General features: G+C 74.0%; 15 protein-coding genes and 1 pseudogene. 13 read left to right on the top strand and 3 right to left on the bottom strand.

Annotated elements, in window-relative coordinates; all coding sequences use genetic code 11:
• Positions 1–21: 21 nt before the first annotated feature.
• Positions 22–615, bottom strand: coding sequence for an MBL fold metallo-hydrolase (locus ACIRD3_RS35970; protein ID WP_402225120.1), 594 nt, complete (start codon positions 613–615; stop codon positions 22–24).
• Between the two features lie 81 nt (positions 616–696).
• On the opposite strand from ACIRD3_RS35970, the gene ACIRD3_RS35965 reads away from it, so the two are divergent.
• Complete coding sequence (locus ACIRD3_RS35965; RefSeq protein ID WP_402225119.1) at positions 697–1,677, top strand: GlxA family transcriptional regulator; 981 nt, start codon at positions 697–699, stop codon at positions 1,675–1,677.
• A 15-nt stretch (positions 1,678–1,692) separates the two neighbouring features.
• Here ACIRD3_RS35965 and ACIRD3_RS35960 read toward each other — a convergent pair whose 3' ends face one another.
• A complete protein-coding gene (locus ACIRD3_RS35960; RefSeq protein ID WP_402225116.1) occupies positions 1,693–2,205 on the bottom strand; it encodes a hypothetical protein in 513 nt (170 codons plus the stop codon).
• Positions 2,202–3,137 (bottom strand): class I SAM-dependent methyltransferase, encoded by a 936-nt coding sequence (locus tag ACIRD3_RS35955; RefSeq protein ID WP_402225114.1) that lies wholly within the window; start codon positions 3,135–3,137, stop codon positions 2,202–2,204. Before ACIRD3_RS35955 ends, ACIRD3_RS35960 begins: the two co-directional genes overlap by 4 nt.
• An 81-nt stretch (positions 3,138–3,218) precedes the next feature.
• On the opposite strand from ACIRD3_RS35955, the gene ACIRD3_RS35950 reads away from it, so the two are divergent.
• From ACIRD3_RS35950 to ACIRD3_RS35895, 12 genes and pseudogenes are all read left to right on the top strand, one after another.
• Positions 3,219–3,743, top strand: a complete 525-nt coding sequence (locus ACIRD3_RS35950) for a TIGR00730 family Rossman fold protein (RefSeq protein WP_402225112.1) — start codon at positions 3,219–3,221, stop codon at positions 3,741–3,743.
• A 13-nt stretch (positions 3,744–3,756) separates the two neighbouring features.
• The gene (locus ACIRD3_RS35945) at positions 3,757–4,446 is read left to right on the top strand and encodes an SDR family oxidoreductase (protein ID WP_402225109.1); all 690 of its coding nucleotides are present in this window, start codon (positions 3,757–3,759) and stop codon (positions 4,444–4,446) included.
• Between the two features lie 72 nt (positions 4,447–4,518).
• Positions 4,519–5,529, top strand: coding sequence for a methionine synthase (locus ACIRD3_RS35940; RefSeq protein ID WP_402225106.1), 1,011 nt, complete (start codon positions 4,519–4,521; stop codon positions 5,527–5,529).
• A gap of 19 nt (positions 5,530–5,548) precedes the next feature.
• Positions 5,549–7,837 carry an NAD-dependent DNA ligase LigA gene (ligA, locus tag ACIRD3_RS35935; protein ID WP_402225103.1) on the top strand — a complete coding sequence of 763 codons (2,289 nt, stop codon included), beginning with the start codon at positions 5,549–5,551 and terminating at the stop codon, positions 7,835–7,837.
• A 384-nt stretch (positions 7,838–8,221) separates the two neighbouring features.
• Positions 8,222–9,967 (top strand): annotated as a pseudogene (locus tag ACIRD3_RS35930) (putative bifunctional diguanylate cyclase/phosphodiesterase); the annotation flags it as partial.
• Positions 9,968–10,156: 189 nt separating this feature from the next.
• A complete protein-coding gene (gene gatC / locus ACIRD3_RS35925) occupies positions 10,157–10,453 on the top strand; it encodes an Asp-tRNA(Asn)/Glu-tRNA(Gln) amidotransferase subunit GatC (RefSeq protein ID WP_030057414.1) in 297 nt (98 codons plus the stop codon).
• Positions 10,454–10,467: 14 nt separating this feature from the next.
• Positions 10,468–11,967 (top strand): Asp-tRNA(Asn)/Glu-tRNA(Gln) amidotransferase subunit GatA, encoded by a 1,500-nt coding sequence (gatA, locus tag ACIRD3_RS35920; RefSeq protein ID WP_402225176.1) that lies wholly within the window; start codon positions 10,468–10,470, stop codon positions 11,965–11,967.
• Complete coding sequence (locus tag ACIRD3_RS35915; protein WP_402225100.1) at positions 11,964–12,203, top strand: hypothetical protein; 240 nt, start codon at positions 11,964–11,966, stop codon at positions 12,201–12,203. Before gatA ends, ACIRD3_RS35915 begins: the two co-directional genes overlap by 4 nt.
• Positions 12,204–12,290: 87 nt before the next feature.
• Complete coding sequence (gene gatB, locus ACIRD3_RS35910) at positions 12,291–13,799, top strand: Asp-tRNA(Asn)/Glu-tRNA(Gln) amidotransferase subunit GatB (RefSeq protein WP_402225097.1); 1,509 nt, start codon at positions 12,291–12,293, stop codon at positions 13,797–13,799.
• A 243-nt stretch (positions 13,800–14,042) separates the two neighbouring features.
• Positions 14,043–14,201 carry a hypothetical protein gene (locus ACIRD3_RS35905; RefSeq protein WP_402225094.1) on the top strand — a complete coding sequence of 53 codons (159 nt, stop codon included), beginning with the start codon at positions 14,043–14,045 and terminating at the stop codon, positions 14,199–14,201.
• A gap of 134 nt (positions 14,202–14,335) precedes the next feature.
• The gene (locus ACIRD3_RS35900) at positions 14,336–17,404 is read left to right on the top strand and encodes an AAA family ATPase (RefSeq protein WP_402225091.1); all 3,069 of its coding nucleotides are present in this window, start codon (positions 14,336–14,338) and stop codon (positions 17,402–17,404) included.
• Between the two features lie 469 nt (positions 17,405–17,873).
• Positions 17,874–20,807, top strand: coding sequence for a putative bifunctional diguanylate cyclase/phosphodiesterase (locus ACIRD3_RS35895; RefSeq protein ID WP_402225174.1), 2,934 nt, complete (start codon positions 17,874–17,876; stop codon positions 20,805–20,807).
• The last annotated feature ends 190 nt before the right edge of the window (positions 20,808–20,997 follow it).

Below are 20,997 nucleotides of genomic sequence, written 5' to 3'. Positions count from 1 at the left end.
TCCCCGGCCCGGCGGGCACGGCTAGAGCGGCGGGTTGGCGTCGGCGGGGAACGGGGCGCCGTGGCCGGGGACGATGACGTCCGCCGCGGCCAGGACCCGGAGCCGGGAGGCGCGCAGGACCTCGCGGTCCGGGGCGACCGGGTCGTCGGCCGGGCCGTGCCGGTGCCACCAGAGGTCGCCGGCGAAGGCCACGACGCCCGACTCCGTCCCCGCCAGCAGGGTGATGTCCTCGTGGCTGTGGCCCGGAGTGCGGATCAGCCGCAGGGAGGGGGTGAGTTCGTAGCCCTCGGCGTCGCGGTTGGTCCAGTGGTGGCCCTGGTACTCGACCCTGTGGTCGTGGACCCGGGCGCGGCCGAACAGGCCGACGTTCATGGTGTTGTCGGGGTGGTGGTGGCTGAGGACGACGTCGGTGATGTCGTCGGGGCCGAGGCCCAACTCGGCGAGCGGGCCGAGGATGTCGTCGTGGCTCGCGACCATGCCCGGGTCGAAGATCACGTGCCGGCCCGCGTCGGTGACGTAGGAGACGGTGGCGGCGACTCCGGGGCCGGTGGAGCCCACGTAGCCGGTGGTCAGGACCCGGTAGTCGGCGCTGCGGCCGAGCGGTGCGTCGTTCATGCCTCGATCCTGTCGCGCCGGCCGACCCCCGACGAGTGGCACGGATGCCACTGATCGCAGGAAATGTGCCATCATCCACGGATGGCTGGTACGGCACCCTTCGCAACCGTCGCCGCGTACGTTCCGCCCGGCGCCGGCATGTTGGCCGTCGGCATCGTCGCCGAGGTGTTCGGCCCGCACGGGCAGGCGGCACCGGGCTTCGACTTCGCCCTGTGCGCGGACCGGCCGGGGAGCGTGCCGACGGACCTCGGCGTGCCGATCGCGGTCGAGCACGGCCTCGACCGGCTGGCCGCCGCCGATCTGGTGCTCGCCCTGCCGGGGGCCGGGTTCCGTACGCCGCCCCCGCCCGCCGTGCTCGACGCGCTGTCGGCCGCGCACGAGCGGGGTGCGCGGGTGGCGGCCCACTGCGTCGGCGCCTTCGCGCTGGCCGAGGCCGGACTGCTCGACGGCCGCCGGGCCACCACGCACTGGCGGTTCGCCGGCCTGCTCGCCCGGACGTACCCGGAGGTCACCGTGGAGCCCGACGCGCTCTACCTCGACGAGGGGCGGATCACCACCGGCGCGGGCGCCGCCGCGGGCTTCGACCTGTGCCTGCACCTGATCCGCCGTGAGCACGGCACCGCTCTGGCCAACCACATCGCCCGGGACATGGTGCTGCCCTCCCACCGGGACGGCGGGCAGGCCCAGTACCTGGCCGTGCCCGTCCCCGAGGACGGCCAGGACGAGCGCCTCGCCGAGGTGCTGGCCTGGGCCCGCGAGAACCTCCACGAGCCCCTGCCCGTCGCGGAGTTGGCCCGGCGGGCGATGATGAGCAAGCGCTCCTTCCTGCGCCGCTTCACCGCCGCCACCGGCACCACCCCGCACGCCTGGCTGCGCGACCTGCGGCTGAGCGGCGCCGAGGAACTCCTGGAGACGACCGACCTGCCCGTCGAGGAGATCGCCCGCCGGGTCGGCTACGGCAGCGCGGCCGTCCTGCGCGAACGGTTCGTCCGCCGCCGCGGCGTCCCACCCCGCTCCTACCGCCGGGCGTTCACCCGCGTGCCGGCTCCGGACCGGGGCTGACGCTCCGGCGCCGGCTCACTGCACCTCGCGGTACCAGCGGCGGTGCGTCAGGGGCTCGACGCCCAGGACCGCCGCACCGGCGACGGTGCCGACCAGCAGCGCCGGTGCGCCGCCGCCGTCGAGCACGGCGGTGAGGCAGGCGGCCGCGACGACGGCCGGCCGCAGCAGGGTGAGCGGGCCGAGCCCGATGACCATCGCCAGGGTGCCGGCGCGGAACGGCAGGGTGAAGTAGGCCGCCAGCGAGAGCAGGACGGCGGCGGCGTACGGGCCCAGGGGGAGCAGGTAGCCCCAGCCGCCGGCGGTGAGGGCGCGGTACGTCCGCGCCCGCTCGGAGGAGGCCAGCAGGACCAGCAGGGCGGTCAGCGCGGGCGCGAGCAGCAGCACGGCTCCGACCGCCAGCCCCCGCCCGGCGGAGCGGAGGTTGCTCCGGTGCTTGCGGATGCGGGCGTCGCGGCCGGCGTAGGCGCGGAAGCCGCTGAAGGCCGAGTCGACCAGGCCCAGCAGCAGGAGCGGCACGGCGGGGGTCATCGCGCGGCCCCGTCCAGGTGTTCCGGGCCGACCAGGCGGCGCGCGGCCCGCCCCAGGGCCGTCCGCAGCGGTGCCTCCAGGGCCGGCCGCACCCCGAGGACGGGCCGCAGCGTGGTGCAGAACGGGTTGGAGCGGCCGCGCGGTTCGTACATCAGCGCCCGCATGCCGGGCACCGTCGCGGCCCGCAGCAGCACCTCGTCGGGGTGCGCCCGCAGCGCGGAGACGACGCCGTCGTGACGGCCGAGCGGGTGGCGCATCCGGGCGCGGTGGAAGACCCAGGCGCCGATCGGGGCGAGGCGGGTCGCGGCGATGTCGTAGTGGCAGAAGGCGAGCGCGGGCGAGGCGGCCTGGGCCCGGAAGAACTCGCCCAGCCCGGGGGCGCTGAAGTGGTGCAGCACGCCGGTGGAGACGTAGACCGTCGCGGCTTCCGGCAGTTCGAAGGCGTTGCCGTGGACGAAGCGGCAGTCGAGGCCTTCGGCGCGGGCGAGCCGGTCCGCCTCGCCGACGAGCGCGGCGTTCAGGTCGACGCCGACGAGTTCGACGTCGGGCCCGAGCGCGCCGGTGGCGGCGAGCCGGCGGACCAGGTAGCCGAGGCCGCAGCCGACGTCGACGAGGCGGTACGGCCCGGGGTGGCCGCCGGCCGACCGGATCGCGGTGAACAGCGGGCCGAGCAGGTGGACCAGCCGGGTGCCGATCCGCAGTTCCTCGCTGAGCCGCTGGAGTTCGGTGTGCACGCTGATGAGCAGCCGGTCCACGGCGTCCGGGTCGAGCGTGCCGTGCCGGTCGACGGGGAGCCCGGCGACGACCCGGGCCGCGCGTTCGTCCCCGTTGTCGCGGAGCTGCCGCAGGACCTCGTCGCGACGGACCGGGAGCCGCCGGCCGTCGCGCGGGTCCACGGCCGTGATCAGGTCGGATATCTCAAGGTGGGGCACGCGCAGCACCCTAGGTGGTGCGGGTGGCCGGGCGTAATGGCGGTGAACCGCGGCCGCGGGCGTGATAGACCAGTCAGCACTATGAACATCTGTGTCTTCTGCTCCGCGTACTCGCTCGACGCCCGTTACTCCGCCCCCGCCGCCGAGTTCGCGCGGCTCCTCGGGGAGGGCGGGCACACCCTGGTGTGGGGCGGCTCCAACGCCGGGCTGATGGGACTGCTCGCCGACGGGGTGAAGGCGGCCGGGGGCCGGCTCGTCGGCGTGCTGGTCGAGATGCTGAAGCACAAGGGGTACGTCGGCGCGGACGAGCTGGTGATGACCGCCGACCTCGCCGAGCGGAAGGCCGTGCTGGCCTCGCGGGCGGACGCGATCGTCGTATTGGTCGGCGGGCTGGGCACGATGGACGAGGTCACCGAGGTGCTGGAGCTCAAGAAGCACGGGATGTTCGAGAAGCCCGTGGTCGTGCTGGACACCGAGGGCTTCTACGCGGGCCTGCGCACCCAGCTGGAGCGGATGGACGCCGAGGGCTTCCTGCCCCGGCCGCTCACCGAACTGGTCACCTTCGCCGACACGCCCGCCGAGGTGTTTGCGCAGCTCAAGGCCTGAGAGGATCAAGGCCATGGCTGCACATCTGATCACCGGCGCCGGCTCCGGCATCGGCGCCGTCCTGGCCACGAAGCTCGCCGAGCGCGGCGACGACCTCTGGCTGCTGGCCCGCGACGCCCGCCGGGCCGCCGAGCTGCGGGAGCGCTTCCCCGGGGCCCGCACCCTGGTCGGCGACCTCGGCGACCCGGCCAAGCTGTCCTGGGCGTTCGGCCACCAGCAACCGCCCGTCGAGCTGGACTCGCTGCTGCACGTGGCGGGCGTGGTCGAGCTGGGCACGGTCGGCGACCTGCCGGTGAAGTCCTGGCAGGAGACGCTCAACGTCAACCTGGTCGCGCCCGCCGAACTGACCCGGCTGCTGCTGCCCTCGCTCCGGCTCGCCAAGGGCCACGTGGTCTTCGTGAACTCCGGCGCCGGGCTCAACGCCCACGCCGAGTGGTCGGCGTACGCGGCGAGCAAGCACGGGCTGAAGGCGCTCGCCGACTCGCTGCGCGCCGAGGAGCACCCGGGCGGCGTCCGGGTCACCTCGGTGTACCCCGGCCGCACCGCCACCCCGATGCAGGCCAAGGTGCACCAGCAGGAGGGCAAGGACTACGACGCCGGCCGCTGGATCGCGCCGGAGTCCGTCGCCGCCGCGGTGCTGGCGGCGCTGGACGCCTCCCGGGACGCGCAGATCACCGACATCACCGTCCGCCCCGGGTACTGAGACCGCCCCGGGTCCCGAGACCGCCCCGGGTGGTGACCGACCGGCCCGGCGCCGCGCACTAGGCTCGGACGGGTGAGCACCCCACACCCCTTCCCCGACCTGCGCGGCGCCGCCACCGGCGTCGGCTCGCTGCCCGGTACCGACGCCCGCGAGGCCGCCAAGACCGCCACCGGGGCGCTGGAGCACCTGCCGTTCCTGCCCGAGCTGCCCGCGCGCGGGCCGGGCGCCGACATGATCGGGCGCGGCGCCGGCTTCCTGGTCGAGCTGTTCGCGCAGACCGAGCCCAGCGGCTGGCGGTTCACCGACCGCCCCGGCCGGGACACCCGGCGCGCGCACTCCTGGCTCGGCGAGGACCTGGACGCCCTGGAGGAGTTCACCCAGGGCTACCGGGGCGCGCTCAAGGTCCAGGCGGTCGGCCCGTGGACGCTGGCGGCGAGCATCGAGCTGAAGTACGGCGAGAAGGCGCTCTCCGACCACGGCGCCTGCCGGGACATCGCGGGCTCGCTCACCGAGGGACTGCGCCGCCACCTCGCGGAGGTCCGCAAGCGCGTCCCCGGCGCGGAGCTCGTCCTGCAGCTGGACGAGCCCTCGCTGCCCGCCGTGCTGGCCGGCGCCGTCAAGACCGCCAGCGGCTTCCAGCGGCTGCGCGCGGTGGACCGGCAGGTCGCCGAGGAGGTGCTGCGCGAGGTGGTCCGCGGTCTGGACGCGCCGGTGGTGGTGCACTCCTGCGCCCCGGAGGTCCCGATCCCGCTGCTGCGCCGCGCCGGGGTGGCCGGCATCTCCCTCGACTTCTCGCTCCTCACCGAGCGCTCGGACGACGACCTCGGCGAGGCGGTGGAGGCGGGCACGATGATCCTCGCTGGTGTCGTCCCCGCCACTGACCAGGCGGTGTCCGACCCGGCCGGTAGTGTCCAGGGTGTCAGGACCTTGTGGCGCAGGCTGGGGTTCGCCCCGGAGCTGCTGGGCCGCCGCGTGCTGGTGACGCCGACCTGCGGGCTGGCCGGGGCCTCGCCGGCGTACGCGCGCAGGGCGTTGGCCCAGAGCGTGCGGGCGGCGCAGAGCCTGGTGGACAACCCGGAATGAGAACGTAGGAGGGCTTGCGGTGACGGCTGTCGAGGGCTGGGAGGACGTACCGGCGGAGGTGCGCCGGCGGCACGCCGAGCTGGCGAAGGAGATCACCGACCACCGCGTCCGGTACTACGAGCAGGACGCCCCGGTCGTCAGCGACGCCGAGTTCGACGCCCTGATGCGCGAGCTGGAGGCGCTGGAGGCCGAGCACCCCGCGCTGGTCACCCCCGACTCGCCGACGCAGCGGGTCGGCGGCGCCCCCACCGCGCTGTTCGCCGAGGTCGAGCACCGCGAGCGCCTCCTCAGCCTCGACAACGCGATGGACGACGAGGAGCTCGCCGCCTGGGCCGAGCGGGTCGCCACCGAGCTGCACGGCATCGACTACCACTACCTGTGCGAGCTCAAGGTGGACGGCCTGGCGGTCAACCTCACCTACGAGAACGGCCAGTTGGTGCAGGCGGCGACGCGCGGCGACGGCCGGGTGGGCGAGGACATCACCGCCAACGTCCGCACCATCAAGGAGATCCCGCACCGGCTCAAGGGGGAGAACGTCCCCGCGCTGGTGGAGATCCGGGGCGAGGTGTACTTCCCGACCGAGGCCTTCGAGGCGCTCAACGCCTCGTTCGTGGAGGAGAACGAGCGCCGCCGCCGGGAGAACGAGGAGCGCGCCCGGGAGGGCAAGCGGCCCCGGGCGATGATCCGGCTGTTCATGAACCCGCGCAACGCCGCCGCCGGTTCGCTGCGCCAGAAGGACCCGCACGTCACCGCCTCGCGCCCGCTGCACATGGTGGTGCACGGCATCGGCGCCCGGGTCGGCTTCGACATCGACAACCAGTCGCACGCCTACGACCTGCTGCGCGAGTGGGGCCTGCCCACGGCCCGGCACAACGCGGTGGTCGGCACGCTGGACGAGGTCCGGGCCTTCATCAAGCGGTTCGGCGAGCAGCGCCACTCGGTCGAGCACGAGATCGACGGCGTGGTCGTCAAGGTGGACGAGATCGCCCTGCAGGGCCGGCTCGGCGCCACCTCCAAGTCCCCGCGCTGGGCGATCGCCTGGAAGTACCCGCCGGAGGAGGTCACCGGCAAGCTGGCCGAGATCCGGGTCGGCATCGGCCGGACCGGCCGGGCCACCCCGTACGCGGTGCTGGCCGAGCCGGTGAAGGTGGCCGGCTCGATGGTGCAGTACGCGACGCTGCACAACCAGGAGGTCGTCAAGGCCAAGGGCGTGCTGCTCGGCGACACGATCGTGCTGCGCAAGGCCGGTGACGTCATCCCGGAGATCCTCGGCCCGGTGGAGGACCTGCGGGACGGCACCGAGCGGGAGTTCGTGATGCCCTCGCACTGCCACGAGTGCGGGGCCGAGCTGCGCCCGATGTCCGAGGGGGACATCGATCTGCGCTGTCCCAACGCGCAGTTCTGCCCGGCCCAGATCCGCGAGCGGATCGCCTTCCTCGGCGGCCGGTCGAGCCTGGACGTCGAGGGCCTCGGCTACGTCGCGGCGACGGCGCTGACCCAGCCGTTGGAGCCGGCCGAGGCGCCCGTGAAGGACGAGGGCGACGTCTTCGGGCTGACGATGGAGCAGCTGCTGCCGATCCAGGTGCTGGTCCGCGACCCGAAGACCGGCATGCCGAAGCTGGACGACCGCACCGGGAAGGAGAAGAAGGCCACCTTCTTCGCCAACCAGAAGGGCGAGCCCAAGAAGACCGCCGCAGTCCTGCTGGAGAACCTGGAGAAGGTGAAGGACCGTCCGCTCTGGCGGTTCCTCAACGGCCTCTCGATCCGGCACGTGGGGCCGGTCGCGGCCCAGGAGCTGGCCCGGGAGTTCCGCGACCTGGACCGGATCTTCTCGGCCACCGAGGAGGAGCTGGCCGCGGTCGAGGGCGTCGGGCCGATCATCGCCCGCTCCGTGGTCGAGTGGTACCAGGAGCAGTGGCACCGCGACATCCTGGAGAAGTGGCGCGCCGCCGGTGTCCGGTTCACCGAGGAGTTCGCGGACGAGGAGCAGGCGGAGCGCCCGCTGGAGGGCCTGACCGTGGTCGTCACGGGCACGCTCTCCGGCCACACCCGGGACGGCGCCAAGGAGGCGCTGACCTCGCGCGGAGCGAAGGTGACCGGTTCGGTTTCGAAGAAGACCGATTTCGTCGTGGCCGGTGACAACCCAGGATCCAAGTACGACAAGGCGGTTCAGCTCGGCCTGCCCGTCCTGGACGACGCCGGCTTCGCCGTCCTGCTGGCCGACGGGCCGGCGGCCGCCCGCGCCCACCTGGGACTTCCGGAGCCGGAGGAGGCCGGGCCGGCGCAGGAGGAGCCGGCCGAGGGCTGATCCGGGGGCGCCCCGAACGGGGTGTGGCCGAATCGTGTTGTTATCGTCCTGATGCAACGTCACCGGGTGCCGTCCGGTGAAAGCGGGCATTGTGTCACTGTGTGACACCAAGGCGCGGTGGCGCGTTTCCGGTTGTCCGAAAGTCTGCCCACCGGGTCGGCCCCGGCATACCCTGGTGCGCAACAGAGTGTCAGCAGGAGTGGGGGCACCGGCCGAGCCGGTGCTCCTCGGGGTCGCTCCATGCCCGGCAGCTGTCGGTACCGGCACGGTGCCTCACCGTAAGGCGGCCTGACGGGGCGGGCCCGACGGAGGACAGGGCTTATGGATCGTACGACCGGCGGTGCGCCCACACGCCCGCCGCAGGGGATGGCGGGTGCGGTCCTGCTGCTCGGCGTGCTGCTGGCCGGTGCCGCGCCGCTCATCCCGCTGGCCGTCCTGGTCTACCGGTACGAACCCGAGCTGCTGCCGCTGTTCGCGGTGCCCCTGGCCGTGCTGGTGGCGGCCTGGCGGATCGCCCGGGACCGCGCCCGCGACCAACTGACCGACCCGCTGACGGACCTGCCCAACCGTCAGGCCCTGCTGCTGGCCGCCCAGGAGGCGATCGCCGAGTGTGACCAGGGCTACAGCGTCGGTCTCATCCTGCTCGACCTCGATCGCTTCCGTTCGCTCAATGACACACTCGGTCATACGGCTGGTGACCGCCTGCTGGTTCACATCTCCCGTCGGCTGCACCGGGCGCTGCGCTCCGGCGGCCCGGCCGGCAGCGCCACCCGGGAGTCCATCGACGACGTCTTCGCGGGGCTGCCCCGGCACTACCGGCGCGGCCGCCCGATGGTGGCCCGGATGGGCGGCGACGAGTTCGCCGTCCTGCTGCCCGGGATCAACTGCCCGGACAGCCTGGAACGGGTCGCCAAGGCGCTGATCGCCGAACTCGCCGCCCCGATCCGGCTGGACGGGCTGCTGCTCGTCCTGGAGGCCAGCGCCGGTGTCTGCGTCTACCCGCAGCACGCCCAGGACGCCGAGTCGCTGCTGCGCCGGGCCGACGTGGCGATGGGCCACGCCCAGCAGAGCTGCGCCGGCGTCGCCCAGTACGACGAGACCCAGGACGCCGACACCCCGTACCGGATCGGGCTGCTCGGGGACCTGCGCCGGGCCCTGGAGACCGGCGAGGTGCAGCTGCACTACCAGCCCAAGGTGGCCTTCGACGGCCGGGTGGTCGGCCTGGAGGCGCTGCTGCGCTGGGAGCGCCCCGGCCAGGGCCGGGTCTCGCCGGACGAGTTCGTCGGGCTCGCCGAGTCCAGCGGCCTGATGCCCCGGCTCACCGACTACGTGCTGGAGGCGGCGGTCGGCCAGCTCGCCTACTGGCGCGACCAGGGCCTGCAGGTGCAGGTCGCGGTCAACGTCTCGCCGCGGGACGTGCTCAACCCCGGCTTCGCCCAGCGCGTGGCCGGCCACCTCGTGCGCCACCAGGTCCCGGCCCACGCCCTGCAGCTGGAGATCACCGAGCGGCTGCTGCTGGACGACTCCCGGCGCGCCGCCGACACCCTCGCCGAGCTGCGCGGCTACGGCGTCGGGATGTCCCTGGACGACTTCGGCACCGGGCACTCCTCCCTGGTGCGGCTGCGCAGCCTGCCGGTCGGCGAGCTGAAGATCGACCGCTCCTTCGTCTCCCGGATGGTCGCCGACGACCACGACGCGGCGGTGGTCCGCTGCTCGGTGGAGCTCGCCCACTCGCTGGGCCTGACCGTGGTGGCCGAGGGCGTCGAGGACGACGAGACCTGGGAGCGCCTGCACTGCATGGGCGTGGACGCCGTCCAGGGCTGGCTGGTGTCGGCCGCACTGCCGGCCGAGCAGGCCACCGCCTGGCTGCGGGTGCACCGCACCGGGGCCCCGCCGGTCGAGCGGCTGGGCGCGCCGCCCCAGCTGCGCCCCGGCCTCCAGCCGCTCCAGGGCGGCAAGCCGGCGCAGGGGAAGCCGGTCGTCCAGCAGGCCGTCCCGCCGGTGCTGCCGCCGACGCTCCCGCCCGTCCTGCCTCCGGTGCTGCCGCCGGTGGTCCAGGCGGTGCAGGCCGCGCAGATGGAGATCAAGGCGCCGGGTGCGCAGAGCTGGGCCCGCTACCGGCCGCAGTGACGGCGGCGGTGACGGTGGCGGTGACGGGCCCCGCGGGTCACTCGTTGGCCGGTGGACGGGCGGGGCCCCATAGGATGGGGTCCAAAGACCATGAGGACGGAGCGCCGAACCCGGCTGCTCCTGCCCGGGCCCGGCCCCGCCCGCAAGGCACCGCCGGGTCTCACCAGAACTCACCCTGAGGATCGCTGCATGCCTGGCATCACGCGCGAGGAGGTCGCCCACCTCGCCCGGCTGTCGCGTCTTGAGCTGAAGCCCGAAGAGCTGGACCACTTCGCCGAGCAGCTCGACGTGATCATCGGCGCGGTCGCCCGCGTTTCCGAGGTCGCCGGACAGGACGTCCCGCCGACCTCCCACCCGCTGCCGCTGACCAACGTCATGCGCGCGGACGAGGTGCGGCCCTCGCTCACCCCGGAGCAGGCGCTGTCCGGCGCCCCCGCCGCCGAGGAGCAGCGTTTCCGTGTGCCGCAGATCCTCGGGGAGGACTGACCGAGATGACCGAGATGATCCCCACGCCGATCATTAAGTGGACCGCCGCGGAGACCGCGGGCGCCATCGCCAAGGGCGAGGTGTCGGCCGTCGAGGTCGCGCAGGCGCACCTGGACCGCATCGAGGCCGTCGACAAGAAGGTCAACGCCTTCCTGCACGTCGACACCGAGGGCGCGCTGGCCGCCGCCAGGGCCGTCGACGAGAAGCGCGCCAAGGGCGAGGAGCTGGGCCCGCTGGCCGGCGTCCCGCTCGCGCTGAAGGACGTCTTCACCACCAAGGGCGTCCCGACCACCTGCGGCTCGAAGATGCTCGAAGGCTGGATCCCGCCGTACGACGCGACGCTGACCACCCGTCTCAAGGACGCCGGCGTCGTCATCCTCGGCAAGACCAACATGGACGAGTTCGCGATGGGCTCCTCCACCGAGAACTCCGCCTACGGCCCGACCGGCAACCCGTGGGACCTCACCCGCATCCCCGGTGGCTCCGGCGGCGGTTCGGCCGCCGCGCTGGCCGCCTTCGAGGCCCCGCTGGCGATCGGCACCGACACCGGCGGCTCCATCCGCCAGCCCGGCGCCGTCACCGGCACCGTCGGCGTCAAGCCGACCTACGGTTCGGTGTCCCGCTACGGCCTGGTGGCGTTCTCCAGCAGCCTGGACCAGGGCGGCCCGTGCGCCCGCACCGTGCTGGACGCGGCGCTGCTGCACGAGGCCATCGCCGGGCACGACCCGCTGGACTCCACCTCGATCGACGCGCCCGTCCCGGCCGTGGTCGAGGCCGCGAGGATGCGCGACGTCCGCGGCATGCGGATCGGCGTGGTCAAGGAGTTCGCCGGCGAGGGCTACCAGGCCGGCGTGATGCAGCGCTTCAACGAGTCGGTGGAGCTGCTGCGCGAGCTGGGCGCCGAGGTCGTCGAGGTCTCCTGCCCGTCCTTCACCCTGGCGCTGCCGGCGTACTACCTGATCGCGCCGAGCGAGTGCTCCTCCAACCTGGCCCGCTTCGACGCCATGCGCTACGGCCTGCGGGTCGGCGACGACGGCACCCGCTCGGCCGAGGAGGTCACCGCGCTGACCCGCGAGGCCGGCTTCGGCGACGAGGTCAAGCGCCGCATCATCCTGGGCACCTACGCCCTGTCCTCGGGCTACTACGACGCCTACTACGGCTCGGCCCAGAAGGTCCGCACGCTGATCTCGCGCGACTTCGACACCGCCTTCGCGGGCGTGGACGTGCTGGTCTCGCCGACCACGCCGACCACCGCCTTCCCGATCGGCGAGCGCGCCGACGACCCGATGGCGATGTACCTGGCGGACCTGTGCACGATTCCGTCGAACCTGGCGGGCAACGCGGCCATGTCGCTGCCGGTCGGCCTGGCGCCGGAGGACAATCTCCCGGTCGGCCTGCAGATCATCGCACCCGCGATGGCGGACGACCGCCTGTACCGCGTGGGCGGCGCCGTCGAGGCCGCACTCAACGACAAGTGGGGGCACACCCTGCTGGAGGAGGCACCGGCACTGTGAGCAAGATCGAGAAGGCCAAGGGCTTCAAGCACAGCAAGCCCGGCCTGTGGCTGTCCATCGGCACCAGCGCCTTCGGCGCGATCTCGGTGGTCAAGGACGTCCGCAAGGCCCGCGAGGAGAGCGACACCCTCAAGCTGGTCAACGCCCTGGTCGGCGCCGCCGCGCTGGTCACCGGCACCGCCCTGCTGGTGCGCGAGCTGCGCCGGCTGGGCTCCGACGACGTGCTGCTGGGCTGAGTCGTACCGAGTGCCCAGGCCCGGCCCCGCGCGCAGGTGCGGCGGCCGGGCCCGTACCTCCCAAGTCTTTAGTTGAGAAGGGACGCTGTGAGCGTCATGACCCTGGTCTCCTACGAGGACGCTCTGGCGTCGTACGACCCGGTGATGGGCCTTGAGGTCCACGTCGAGCTCGGTACCAAGACCAAGATGTTCTGCGGTTGCTCGACCGAGCTGGGCGCCGAGCCGAACAGCCAGACCTGCCCGACCTGCCTGGGCCTGCCGGGCTCGCTGCCGGTGGTCAACGCGGTCGGCGTGGAGTCGGCCGTCAAGATCGGCCTCGCGCTGAACTGCGAGATCGCCGAGTGGTGCCGGTTCGCCCGGAAGAACTACTTCTACCCGGACATGCCCAAGAACTTCCAGACCTCGCAGTACGACGAGCCGATCGCCTTCAACGGCTACCTCGACGTGCAGCTGGAGGACGGCACGACCTTCCGCGTGGAGATCGAGCGCGCCCACATGGAGGAGGACACCGGCAAGTCCAGCCACGTCGGTGGCGCGACCGGCCGCATCCACGGCGCCACCCACTCGCTGCTCGACTACAACCGGGCCGGCATCCCGCTGATCGAGATCGTCACCAAGCCGATCGAGGGGGCCGGCGAGCGCGCCCCCGAGGTCGCCAAGGCGTACGTGGCCGAGCTGCGCGAGGTCATCCGCTCGCTGGGCGTCTCCGAGGCCCGGATGGACAAGGGCCAGATGCGCTGCGACGTCAACCTGTCGCTGCGCCCGAACGGCACCTCGACCTTCGGCACCCGCTCGGAGACCAAGAACGTCAACTCGCTGCGCAGCGTGGAGCGGGCGGCCCGCTACGAGATCCAGCGGCACGCCACCGTGCTGACCGACGGCGGCACCATCGTCCAGGAGACCCGGCACTTCCACGAGGACAACGGCACCACCACCTCGGGCCGGATCAAGGACAACGCCGAGGACTACCGCTACTTCCCGGAGCCGGACCTGGTGCCGGTGGCCCCCGGCCGCGAGTGGGTCGAGGAGCTGCGCGCCGCCCTGCCCGAGCTGCCGCGGGTGCGCCGCGCCCGGCTGCAGGCCGAGTGGGGCCTGTCCGACAAGGACATGCAGTCCGTCCTCAACGCCGGTGCGGTGGAGCCGATCCAGGAGACCATCGCGGCCGGCGCCCCGGCCGACCAGGCCCGCAAGTGGTGGATGGGCGAGCTGGCCCGTCGCGCCAACGAGACCGGCACCGAGCTGAGCGAGCAGCCGATCACCCCGGCGCAGGTCGCCCGGGTCGCCGCGCTCGTCGCCGAGGGCAAGCTGAACGACAAGCTGGCCCGCCAGGTCATCGAGGGCGTGCTGGCCGGCGAGGGCGAGCCGGACGAGATCGTCGAGAAGCGCGGCCTGGCCGTGGTCTCGGACGACTCCGCGCTGGGCGCCGCCGTCGACCAGGCCATCGCCGAGAACGAGGCGATCGCCGCCAAGATCCGCGACGGCAAGGTCCAGGCCGTGGGCGCGCTGGTCGGCGCGGTCATGAAGGCCACCCGCGGCCAGGCCGACGCCGCCCGCGTGAAGGACCTGATCCTGGAGAAGCTGGGTGTGTCGGCCTGAGGCGCTGACTGTCACCCTGCCTTCCTAAGGCATCTAAGGCATCTAAGGCCCTCTAAGTAAGGCCTAAGGCCCGGTCTCACCTCCGTATTGGGGTGGGGCCGGGCCTCAAACCTTTCTCGGCGCCCGATCTAAGGCATCCGGGCCCCGGAAGATCGGGCAGGCTCCCGATGTGGCACCCCCCACTGGGGGAGGAAGCTCTTACTCGTCAGGGAAACGCAGTGAGACCCACAAGGGGAAGCCGAAATGATCGAGTACCAGACCTTCCAGCAACAGGCCCACGAGCTCGTGGTCCGCGCCGAGCACGAGCGCCTGGTGCGCGAGGCCCGGGAGGCGAACCGCCTGCGCCGCCGCCCGGTGGCCGCCCGCTTCCAGCGGCGCCCCGTGCGTCGGCCCGAATGCTGACGGGGCGGCACCCGCGCGGTGCCGACGGAGTTCCGGAGGGGGAGACGCTGCACCCGAGCGTCTCCCCCTCCGGGCGTTCGCCTGGGGAGATAACCCCTCTCCCGGCCCCCACCGGCTATGGCATGCTCGCCTCCATGCAGCAGATATCGGTCAGCCCCGTCTTCGTCGGCCGTGGCAGCGAGATCACCGAACTGACCGACGCGCTGCGCCGGGCGGGCACCGGCAGCCCGCAGGCCGTGCTGATCGGCGGCGAGGCCGGCGTCGGCAAGACCCGGCTGCTGGAGGAGTTCCTGCAGCGCGCCGCGGACCGCGGAGCGGTCACCTCGCTCGGCGGCTGTCTGGAGGTCGGGGCCGAGGGCCTGCCGTACGCGCCGCTGGCCGCCGCGCTGCGCCGGCTGCACCGCTCGCTGGGCACCGAGTTCGAAGCCGCCGCGGCCGGCAGCGAGGGCCATCTCGCCCGTCTGCTCTCCGAGTTCGGCGAGGCGGACGGCGAGCCCAACGACGAGTACGGCCGGGCCCGGCTGTTCGAGCACACCGCGAGGCTGTTCGAGCGGCTCGGCGCGGAACGTACCCTCGTGCTCGCCGTCGAGGACCTGCACTGGTCCGACCGCTCCACCCGCGAGCTGCTCGCCTTCCTGGTGCGCACCCTGCACCGCTCCCGGGTGCTGCTGGTCGCCACCTACCGCAGTGACGACCTGCACCGCCGCCACCCGCTGAGACCCTTCCTCGCCGAGCTCGACCGGCTGCGCACCGTCCAGCGGCTGGAGCTGGAGCGGTTCGACCGCCGCGAGGTGGCCGCCCAGCTGGCCGGCATCCTCGGCACCGCCGACCCCGACCACCAGCTGGTGGACCGTATCCACCGCCGCTCGGAGGGCAACCCCTTCTTCGTCGAGGAGCTGGCCACCGCCTTCCACGACGGCTGCGGCGCCGGGCTGACCGACTCGCTGCGGGACATCCTGCTGGTGCGGGTCGAGGGCCTGGACGAGGAGGCCCAGCGGGTGGTCCGGATCGCCGCCGAGGGCGGCTCGCACGTCGAGCACGCCCTGCTGGCCGCCGTGCTGGACGACGACGAGGAGGCGCTGATCGAGGCGCTGCGCTCGGCCGTCGGTGCCAACATCCTGCGCCCGGACACCGAGGGCGAGGGCTACCGGTTCCGCCACGCGCTGGTCCGCGAGGCCGTCTCGGACGACCTGCTGCCCGGCGAACGGCACCGGATCAACCGCAAGTTCGCGCTCGCCGTGGAGGCCCAGCCGCAGCTGCTCGCCTCCGACGCGCTGCCGGCCCGGCTGGCCAACTACTGGTACCACGCGCACGATCCGGCCCGGGCCCTGCCGACCGCCCTGGACGCCGCCCGCGCGGCCCGCCGCCGCAACGCCTTCGCCGAGCAACTGGGCATGCTGGAAAGGGCCCTGGAGCTGTGGGACATGGTCTCCGAGGACGTGCTGGCGCACACCCTGCGCCCGTACGACTGGGCCGAGACCTACCCGCCCGGGTCCTGCGACCACAGCGCCGCCGACGAGGACTGCGACCGGATCCAGCTGGAGGACGTGCTGGCCGAGGCGGTGGTCGCGGCCCGGCGCTGCGGCGACCGCGAGCGCGGCCTGAGCCTGGCCAAGCGCGGGCTGCGGCTGGTCGACGAGACGGTGCACCCGGTCCGGGCGGCCTGGTTCCGGATCAACCGGGCCCGGATGCTGGGCAGTCTGCGCCGCTCCGGCGACGAGGAGGAGATCGCCCACGCGCTGCGGCTGGTGGCCGAGCTGCCCCCGTCGGCCGTCCAGGCGGAGGTGTTCGCGCTCGGGGCCGGTTCGGCGATGCTCAAGAAGCCCGGGCCCGAGCACCTCGAACTCGCCGAGCGGGCGATCCGGATCGCCCGGGAGGTCGGCGCGCACTCGGTCGAGGTGCACGCCCGGATGACCCTCGGCGGCCTGCGCTACGACGTGCACGGCGACGCCGAGGGCGGGCTGGCCGAGCTCGCCGGGGCGGTCGAGCGGGCCCGCTGCCTGGGCGTGCCCGACCTGCTGCTGCGCGGCCTCAACAACCTGGCCAGCCTGCAGCGCGGGCTGGGTCGGGCCGAGGACGCCGTCCGGCTGGCCCGCGAGGGCCTGGAGCGCGCGGACGGCAGCGGCCTGCTGCGCAACACCGGCACCATCCTGACCGGGAACCTGGTCGAGGCGCTGATCGACCTCGGGCGGCCCGGGGAGGCCGCCGAGGTGCTCGCCGCCTGCGAGCTGGGCAGCCTGAGCGGCACCCACGCCGAGTTCCTGGACCGGATGCGCGGCGAACTCGCCCTGATGGAAGGCGACCTGACCACGGCGGCGACCATGCTGGCACAGGCCCGGGCGGCCAACCGGGTCGGCCAGGTGCAGCACAGCGTGCCGATCAGCCGGCTGGCGGTGCGGCTCGCCGCGCTCGGCGGCCGGCCGCTGGACGCCCGGGCCGAGCTGCTCGCCGCCCTGGCGGAGGAGGGGCGGCTCGGCTACGAGTCCGACGTCTACCCGCTGCTGGTCGAGGGCGCCGGGGTGGAGGCGGACAGCCGGGGCCTGCCGGAGGCCGAGGCGGGCCGGGCCGGCGCGCTGGCCGCGATCGCCGGGGCGGCCGCCGCGCTGCGGCCCCGGGCGCCCCTGCACCACGGCTGGGCCCGGCTGCTGGAGGCCGAACTGGCCCGCGCCGAGGGCGCCGACACCGCCGGGCAGTGGGCCGCGGCGGTCGAGGCGCTGCGGCCGACCGGCCTGCCCTTCCCGTTGGCGCTCGCCCTGCTGCGGGCCGGCGAGGCCGAGGTGCTGGCCGGGCGGCGCGAGGCCGGTGCCGAACTCCTGCGCGAGGCGGCCGAACTGGCGGCCGTACGGGGCGACCGGACGCTGGTGGAGCAGATCGCGGGCCTGGCCGAGCGGGCCGGGCTGAGCCTCGCCCCGGCCGAGCGGTCCGCGGCGCGGTCGGCCGGGCCCGGTGGGACCGGGGCGCCCGGCGGGTCCGTGGTGGACTCCTTCAACCTCACCCCCCGTGAGCGGGACGTGCTCCGGTTGCTCGCGCGCGGCTGGACCAACCGCCAGATCGCCGAGGAGTTGTACATCTCTCCGAAGACCGCAAGCGTGCACGTCTCCAACATCCTGGGCAAGCTCGCGGTCGGTGGCCGGGGCGAGGCGGCCGCGCTGGCGCACCGGTTGCGGCTGTTCCCGGACGATCGGGCCACGTCGGGCCGCTGAGACCCGCCCCCGCCCGCGGGGGTCCGCAGCCGCCGCCCGCGGCGGGGGCTCACTCGGCGTGCTCCCGTGCGCGCCGCGTGAGCCCCCGCCCGCGCGCCTCCGCCAACCGGGCCGATCCGTCGGAATCGGGGGCATTTCCCCATCCTTGCGCCATTACTCTAAGTTGAGTGTGTGTGTCATTGAGTGACGGAATTGGTGTAGGGTCCATGGCGGGAGCATCGGTGCGGTGCGGCGGCCGGCAGGCCGCCCACCCCCTGGGCCACCGTCCTGACGGGGCGCCAGGCCACCGCGTACGGCCGAGAGGTGCGCGGCCGGTGGTCCGTGGCCGGGGCGCGAGGCCCCGGGCCGGAGGGGGAGAGGCCGAGTGAGCTCCACCGATACGGTGCTGCCCGGAGCCGGACGCCCGGGCGCACCGCCCGCCGACACGTCCGCCGTCGACGCCGTGCCCGCGCCCGTCCGCCGCGGCCCGCTGCGCCGGCTCCTGGAGAGCCGCACGCTGCCCGGACTCGTCCTGGGCGCGCTCTGCCTGGCCTACGCCCTGGGTGCGGCGGCCGGCTGGGGGTCGCGTCAACTCTCGGTCTTCATGGGTGACTTCGGACTGGCGGCGGCCGCCCTGGCGGCAGCGCTGTCCTGTCTGGTGTACGGCTGCACGGTCGGTGGGCACGCCCGTCCGGCCTGGCTGCTGTTCGGCCTCTCCTCGCTCATGGTCGCCTTCGGCAACGGCACCTGGGGCTGGTACGAGCTGGTCGTGCGCACCCCGCTGCCGCGTGTCTCGCTCGCCGAGTACGCCTTCCTGCTGTTCGCCCCGCTCGCCATCACCGGCGTCCTGGTGCTGGCCCAGCGCCCGCGCTCGGCGGCCGGCTGGCTCTGCCTGCTGCTCGACGGCTGGCTGATCGCCGGCTCGCTGTTCACCCTCAGCTGGAGCCTGGCGCTCGGCCGGATCGCGGCCGGCGAGGACGGCTCCCCGCTGCGGCTGGCCCTCAACCTGGCCTACCCGGTGCTGGACATCCTGCTGGTCAGCCTGGTGGTGGGACTGCGCTTCGGCGGCCGGGACGGCAACCGGGCGGCGGTGCACACCGCGATGGTGGCGCTGGCCGTCACCGTGCTCTGCGACGCCCTGTTCACCTCCCCGCAGCTGCGCAGCAGCTACCACTCCGGCGAACTGCTGGACGCCGGCTGGTTCTCCGGCAGCCTGCTGCTGGCCTGGGCGCCGTGGTCCCCGCGCTGGCGCCGCCCGCTGCGCGAGCACCCCTCGGCCGGCGGCCTGCCGCGCCGCCGGGTGGCCACCACCTTCAGCGCGCTCACCCCGTACGCGGCCGCCGCGGTCTGCACCGCCGGAATCCTCTACAACGCCCTCGGCGGGCGGGAGTTGGACCGGGTGGTGGCCGCCGCCGCCTGCACCGTCGGGCTGGCACTGATCCTCAGGCAGGGCGTGATGCTGCTCGACAACCTGTCGCTGGCCCAGGAGCTCGCCCACAAGGAGGCGCACTTCCGCTCCCTGGTGCAGGGGTCCAGCGACGTCATCATGATCGCCGGTGCCAACGGCGTGCTCTCGTACGTCTCCCCGGCCGCGCTCGGCGTGTACGGGCGGGACCCGGAGGAGCTGGTGGGCGGCAACCTGCTGGACCTGGTCCACCCCGAGGACGTGGACCGGGTGCTCTCCGAGGTCCGCCGCTACCTCGCCAGGGTCCGGCTCACCGCGCACCGCGTCCCGGGCACCGCCGAGCCCTCGGCCCGGGTGGAGTGCCGGATCAGCTCCGGCTGCGGCGAGTGGCTGCACGTCGAGTCCACCGTCAGCCGGCACCGCGACGGGCTGCTGCTGAACAGCCGGGACGTCACCGAGCGCGTCATGCTGCAGGCCCAGTTGCAGCACAACGCCTTCCACGACCCGCTCACCGACCTGCCCAACCGGGCGCTGTTCACCCAGCGGCTGCGGGCCGCCCTCGGTGCCCGCGGCCAGCAGGGCGGGACGGGCACCGGGATCGCCGTGCTCTTCCTCGACCTGGACGGCTTCAAGGCGGTCAACGACTCCGCCGGGCACCAGGTCGGCGACGAGCTGCTGGTGCAGGCCGCCCGCCGGCTCCAGGGCGCCGTCCGCTCCGGGGACACCGTCGCCCGGTTCGGCGGCGACGAGTTCGCCGCGCTGGTCTGCGGCCCGCTCGGCCGTCTCCAGGTCCAGGAGCTGGCCGAGCGGCTGCGGGTGGCGCTCTCCGAGCCGTACTGGATCGGCGGCGCCGAGCTCGGGGTGGCCGCCAGCATCGGCATCGCCTTCGGCACCCCCGAACGCGGCCCCGCCGCCGACCCCAGAACCGCCGCCGACGAACTGATGCGCAACGCCGACCTCGCGATGTACCGGGCCAAGTCCGAGGGCAAGGGCCGGGTGGTGCTCTACAGCCCCGCGATGCGGGCCGACCTGGAGCGCCGCACCGAGCTGGAGGAACGGCTGAGACTCGCCGTGCGGGAGGGCGGCTTCACCCTGCTCCACCAGCCCGTGGTGGACCTCGTCGGCGGCGCGGTGGCCGGTGTCGAGGCCCAGGCCCGCTGGCGCTCGGCGGGCGGCCTGCTGCTCACCCCGGCCGAGTTCCTGCGCTCCGCCGAGCACGGCGACGCCGCCACCCGCTTCTCCCGCTGGCTGGTCCAGGAGGCGGTCGCCGCGGCCGCCGCCCGGCGCGGCCTGTCCGGCCGCGGCAGGGGCGCGCCGGAGCCCGTCCCGGTGGCCATCCGGCTCTCCGCCGAGCGGCTCTGCTCGCCCGGCCTGTACGAGACGGTGGCCGCCGCGCTGCGCGACAGCGGGCTGCCGGCCGGCGAGCTGGTGATCGAGGTGGCCCGGATGGGCTCGGACCCGCTCGCCGACGAACTCGGCCGCCGGCTGACCGCGCTGCGCCGGCTCGGCGTCTCCACCTGGCTGGCCGGCTACGGCGCCGGCGGCGGCTCGCTCTGCGCCCTGGGCCGGCTGCCGCTGGACGGCCTGAAGCTGGACCGCACGCTCGTCCAGGACCTCGGCGAGTCCTCGCTGGCCCGCACGCTCGCCGGGCACGCCCTGCGGCTCGGCCGCGACCTCGGGCTGACCACCGCCGCCGAGGGGGTGGACCTGCCCCGCCAGGTCTCCGCGCTGCAGGAACTGGGCTGCGGGCAGGCCCAGGGCTCGGCCTTCGCCCCGCCGCTGGACGAACCCCGGCTGCGCCGCGCGCTGGTCCGCCGCGGCTACCCGCTGCCCAAGCCGCTCGGCCCGCTGTCCGCGCGTCGCGCCCACCTGGCCGCGGACACCCGGACGAGTGGCCGCCCGGACCCCGCGCCAGGACGTGTCGTACATCACCACGACGGCTCTGACCTGCCCGAACACCCTGCCGTTGCTGGTCCGGCGGGGGGTCCGCATGGCGAGACGGTCGTCCCACCTGCTTGACACGCCACCCCGGACGGGAGGATGGTCGTTGCCATGCGCACCCGAATTCTCGTACTTGGCGGGCGCGTCGGCTGACAGGGCTCGCACGCCCTGCTCGTGACAGACCGACGCGCCACCCCTCGCATGCCCTTGGGCACGAGGGGTTTTTTGTTGCACTGACGCTGTTCCACCCCGCAAGACCCCTGGCCTC

The organism is Kitasatospora sp. NPDC093550 (assembly GCF_044764985.1).
In the GTDB taxonomy this organism is placed as follows: Bacteria; Actinomycetota; Actinomycetes; order Streptomycetales; family Streptomycetaceae; genus Kitasatospora.
The sequence above is the reverse complement of the archived record's forward strand: the minus strand, read 5'-3'. Positions and strand labels throughout refer to the sequence as shown.

Bases quoted from the DNA above. Each gene is read 5' to 3' on its own strand.
- gatC (WP_030057414.1), top strand. From the start codon at position 10,157: ATGCCTGGCATCACGCGCGAGGAGGTCGCCCACCTCGCCCGGCTGTCG.
- ACIRD3_RS35945 (WP_402225109.1), top strand. From the start codon at position 3,757: ATGGCTGCACATCTGATCACCGGCGCCGGCTCCGGCATCGGCGCCGTC.
- ACIRD3_RS35950 (WP_402225112.1), top strand. From the start codon at position 3,219: ATGAACATCTGTGTCTTCTGCTCCGCGTACTCGCTCGACGCCCGTTAC.
- ACIRD3_RS35900 (WP_402225091.1), top strand. From the start codon at position 14,336: ATGCAGCAGATATCGGTCAGCCCCGTCTTCGTCGGCCGTGGCAGCGAG.
- ACIRD3_RS35960 (WP_402225116.1), bottom strand. From the start codon at position 2,205: ATGACCCCCGCCGTGCCGCTCCTGCTGCTGGGCCTGGTCGACTCGGCC.
- ACIRD3_RS35905 (WP_402225094.1), top strand. From the start codon at position 14,043: ATGATCGAGTACCAGACCTTCCAGCAACAGGCCCACGAGCTCGTGGTC.
- ACIRD3_RS35965 (WP_402225119.1), top strand. From the start codon at position 697: ATGGCTGGTACGGCACCCTTCGCAACCGTCGCCGCGTACGTTCCGCCC.
- ACIRD3_RS35970 (WP_402225120.1), bottom strand. From the start codon at position 615: ATGAACGACGCACCGCTCGGCCGCAGCGCCGACTACCGGGTCCTGACC.
- gatA (WP_402225176.1), top strand. From the start codon at position 10,468: ATGATCCCCACGCCGATCATTAAGTGGACCGCCGCGGAGACCGCGGGC.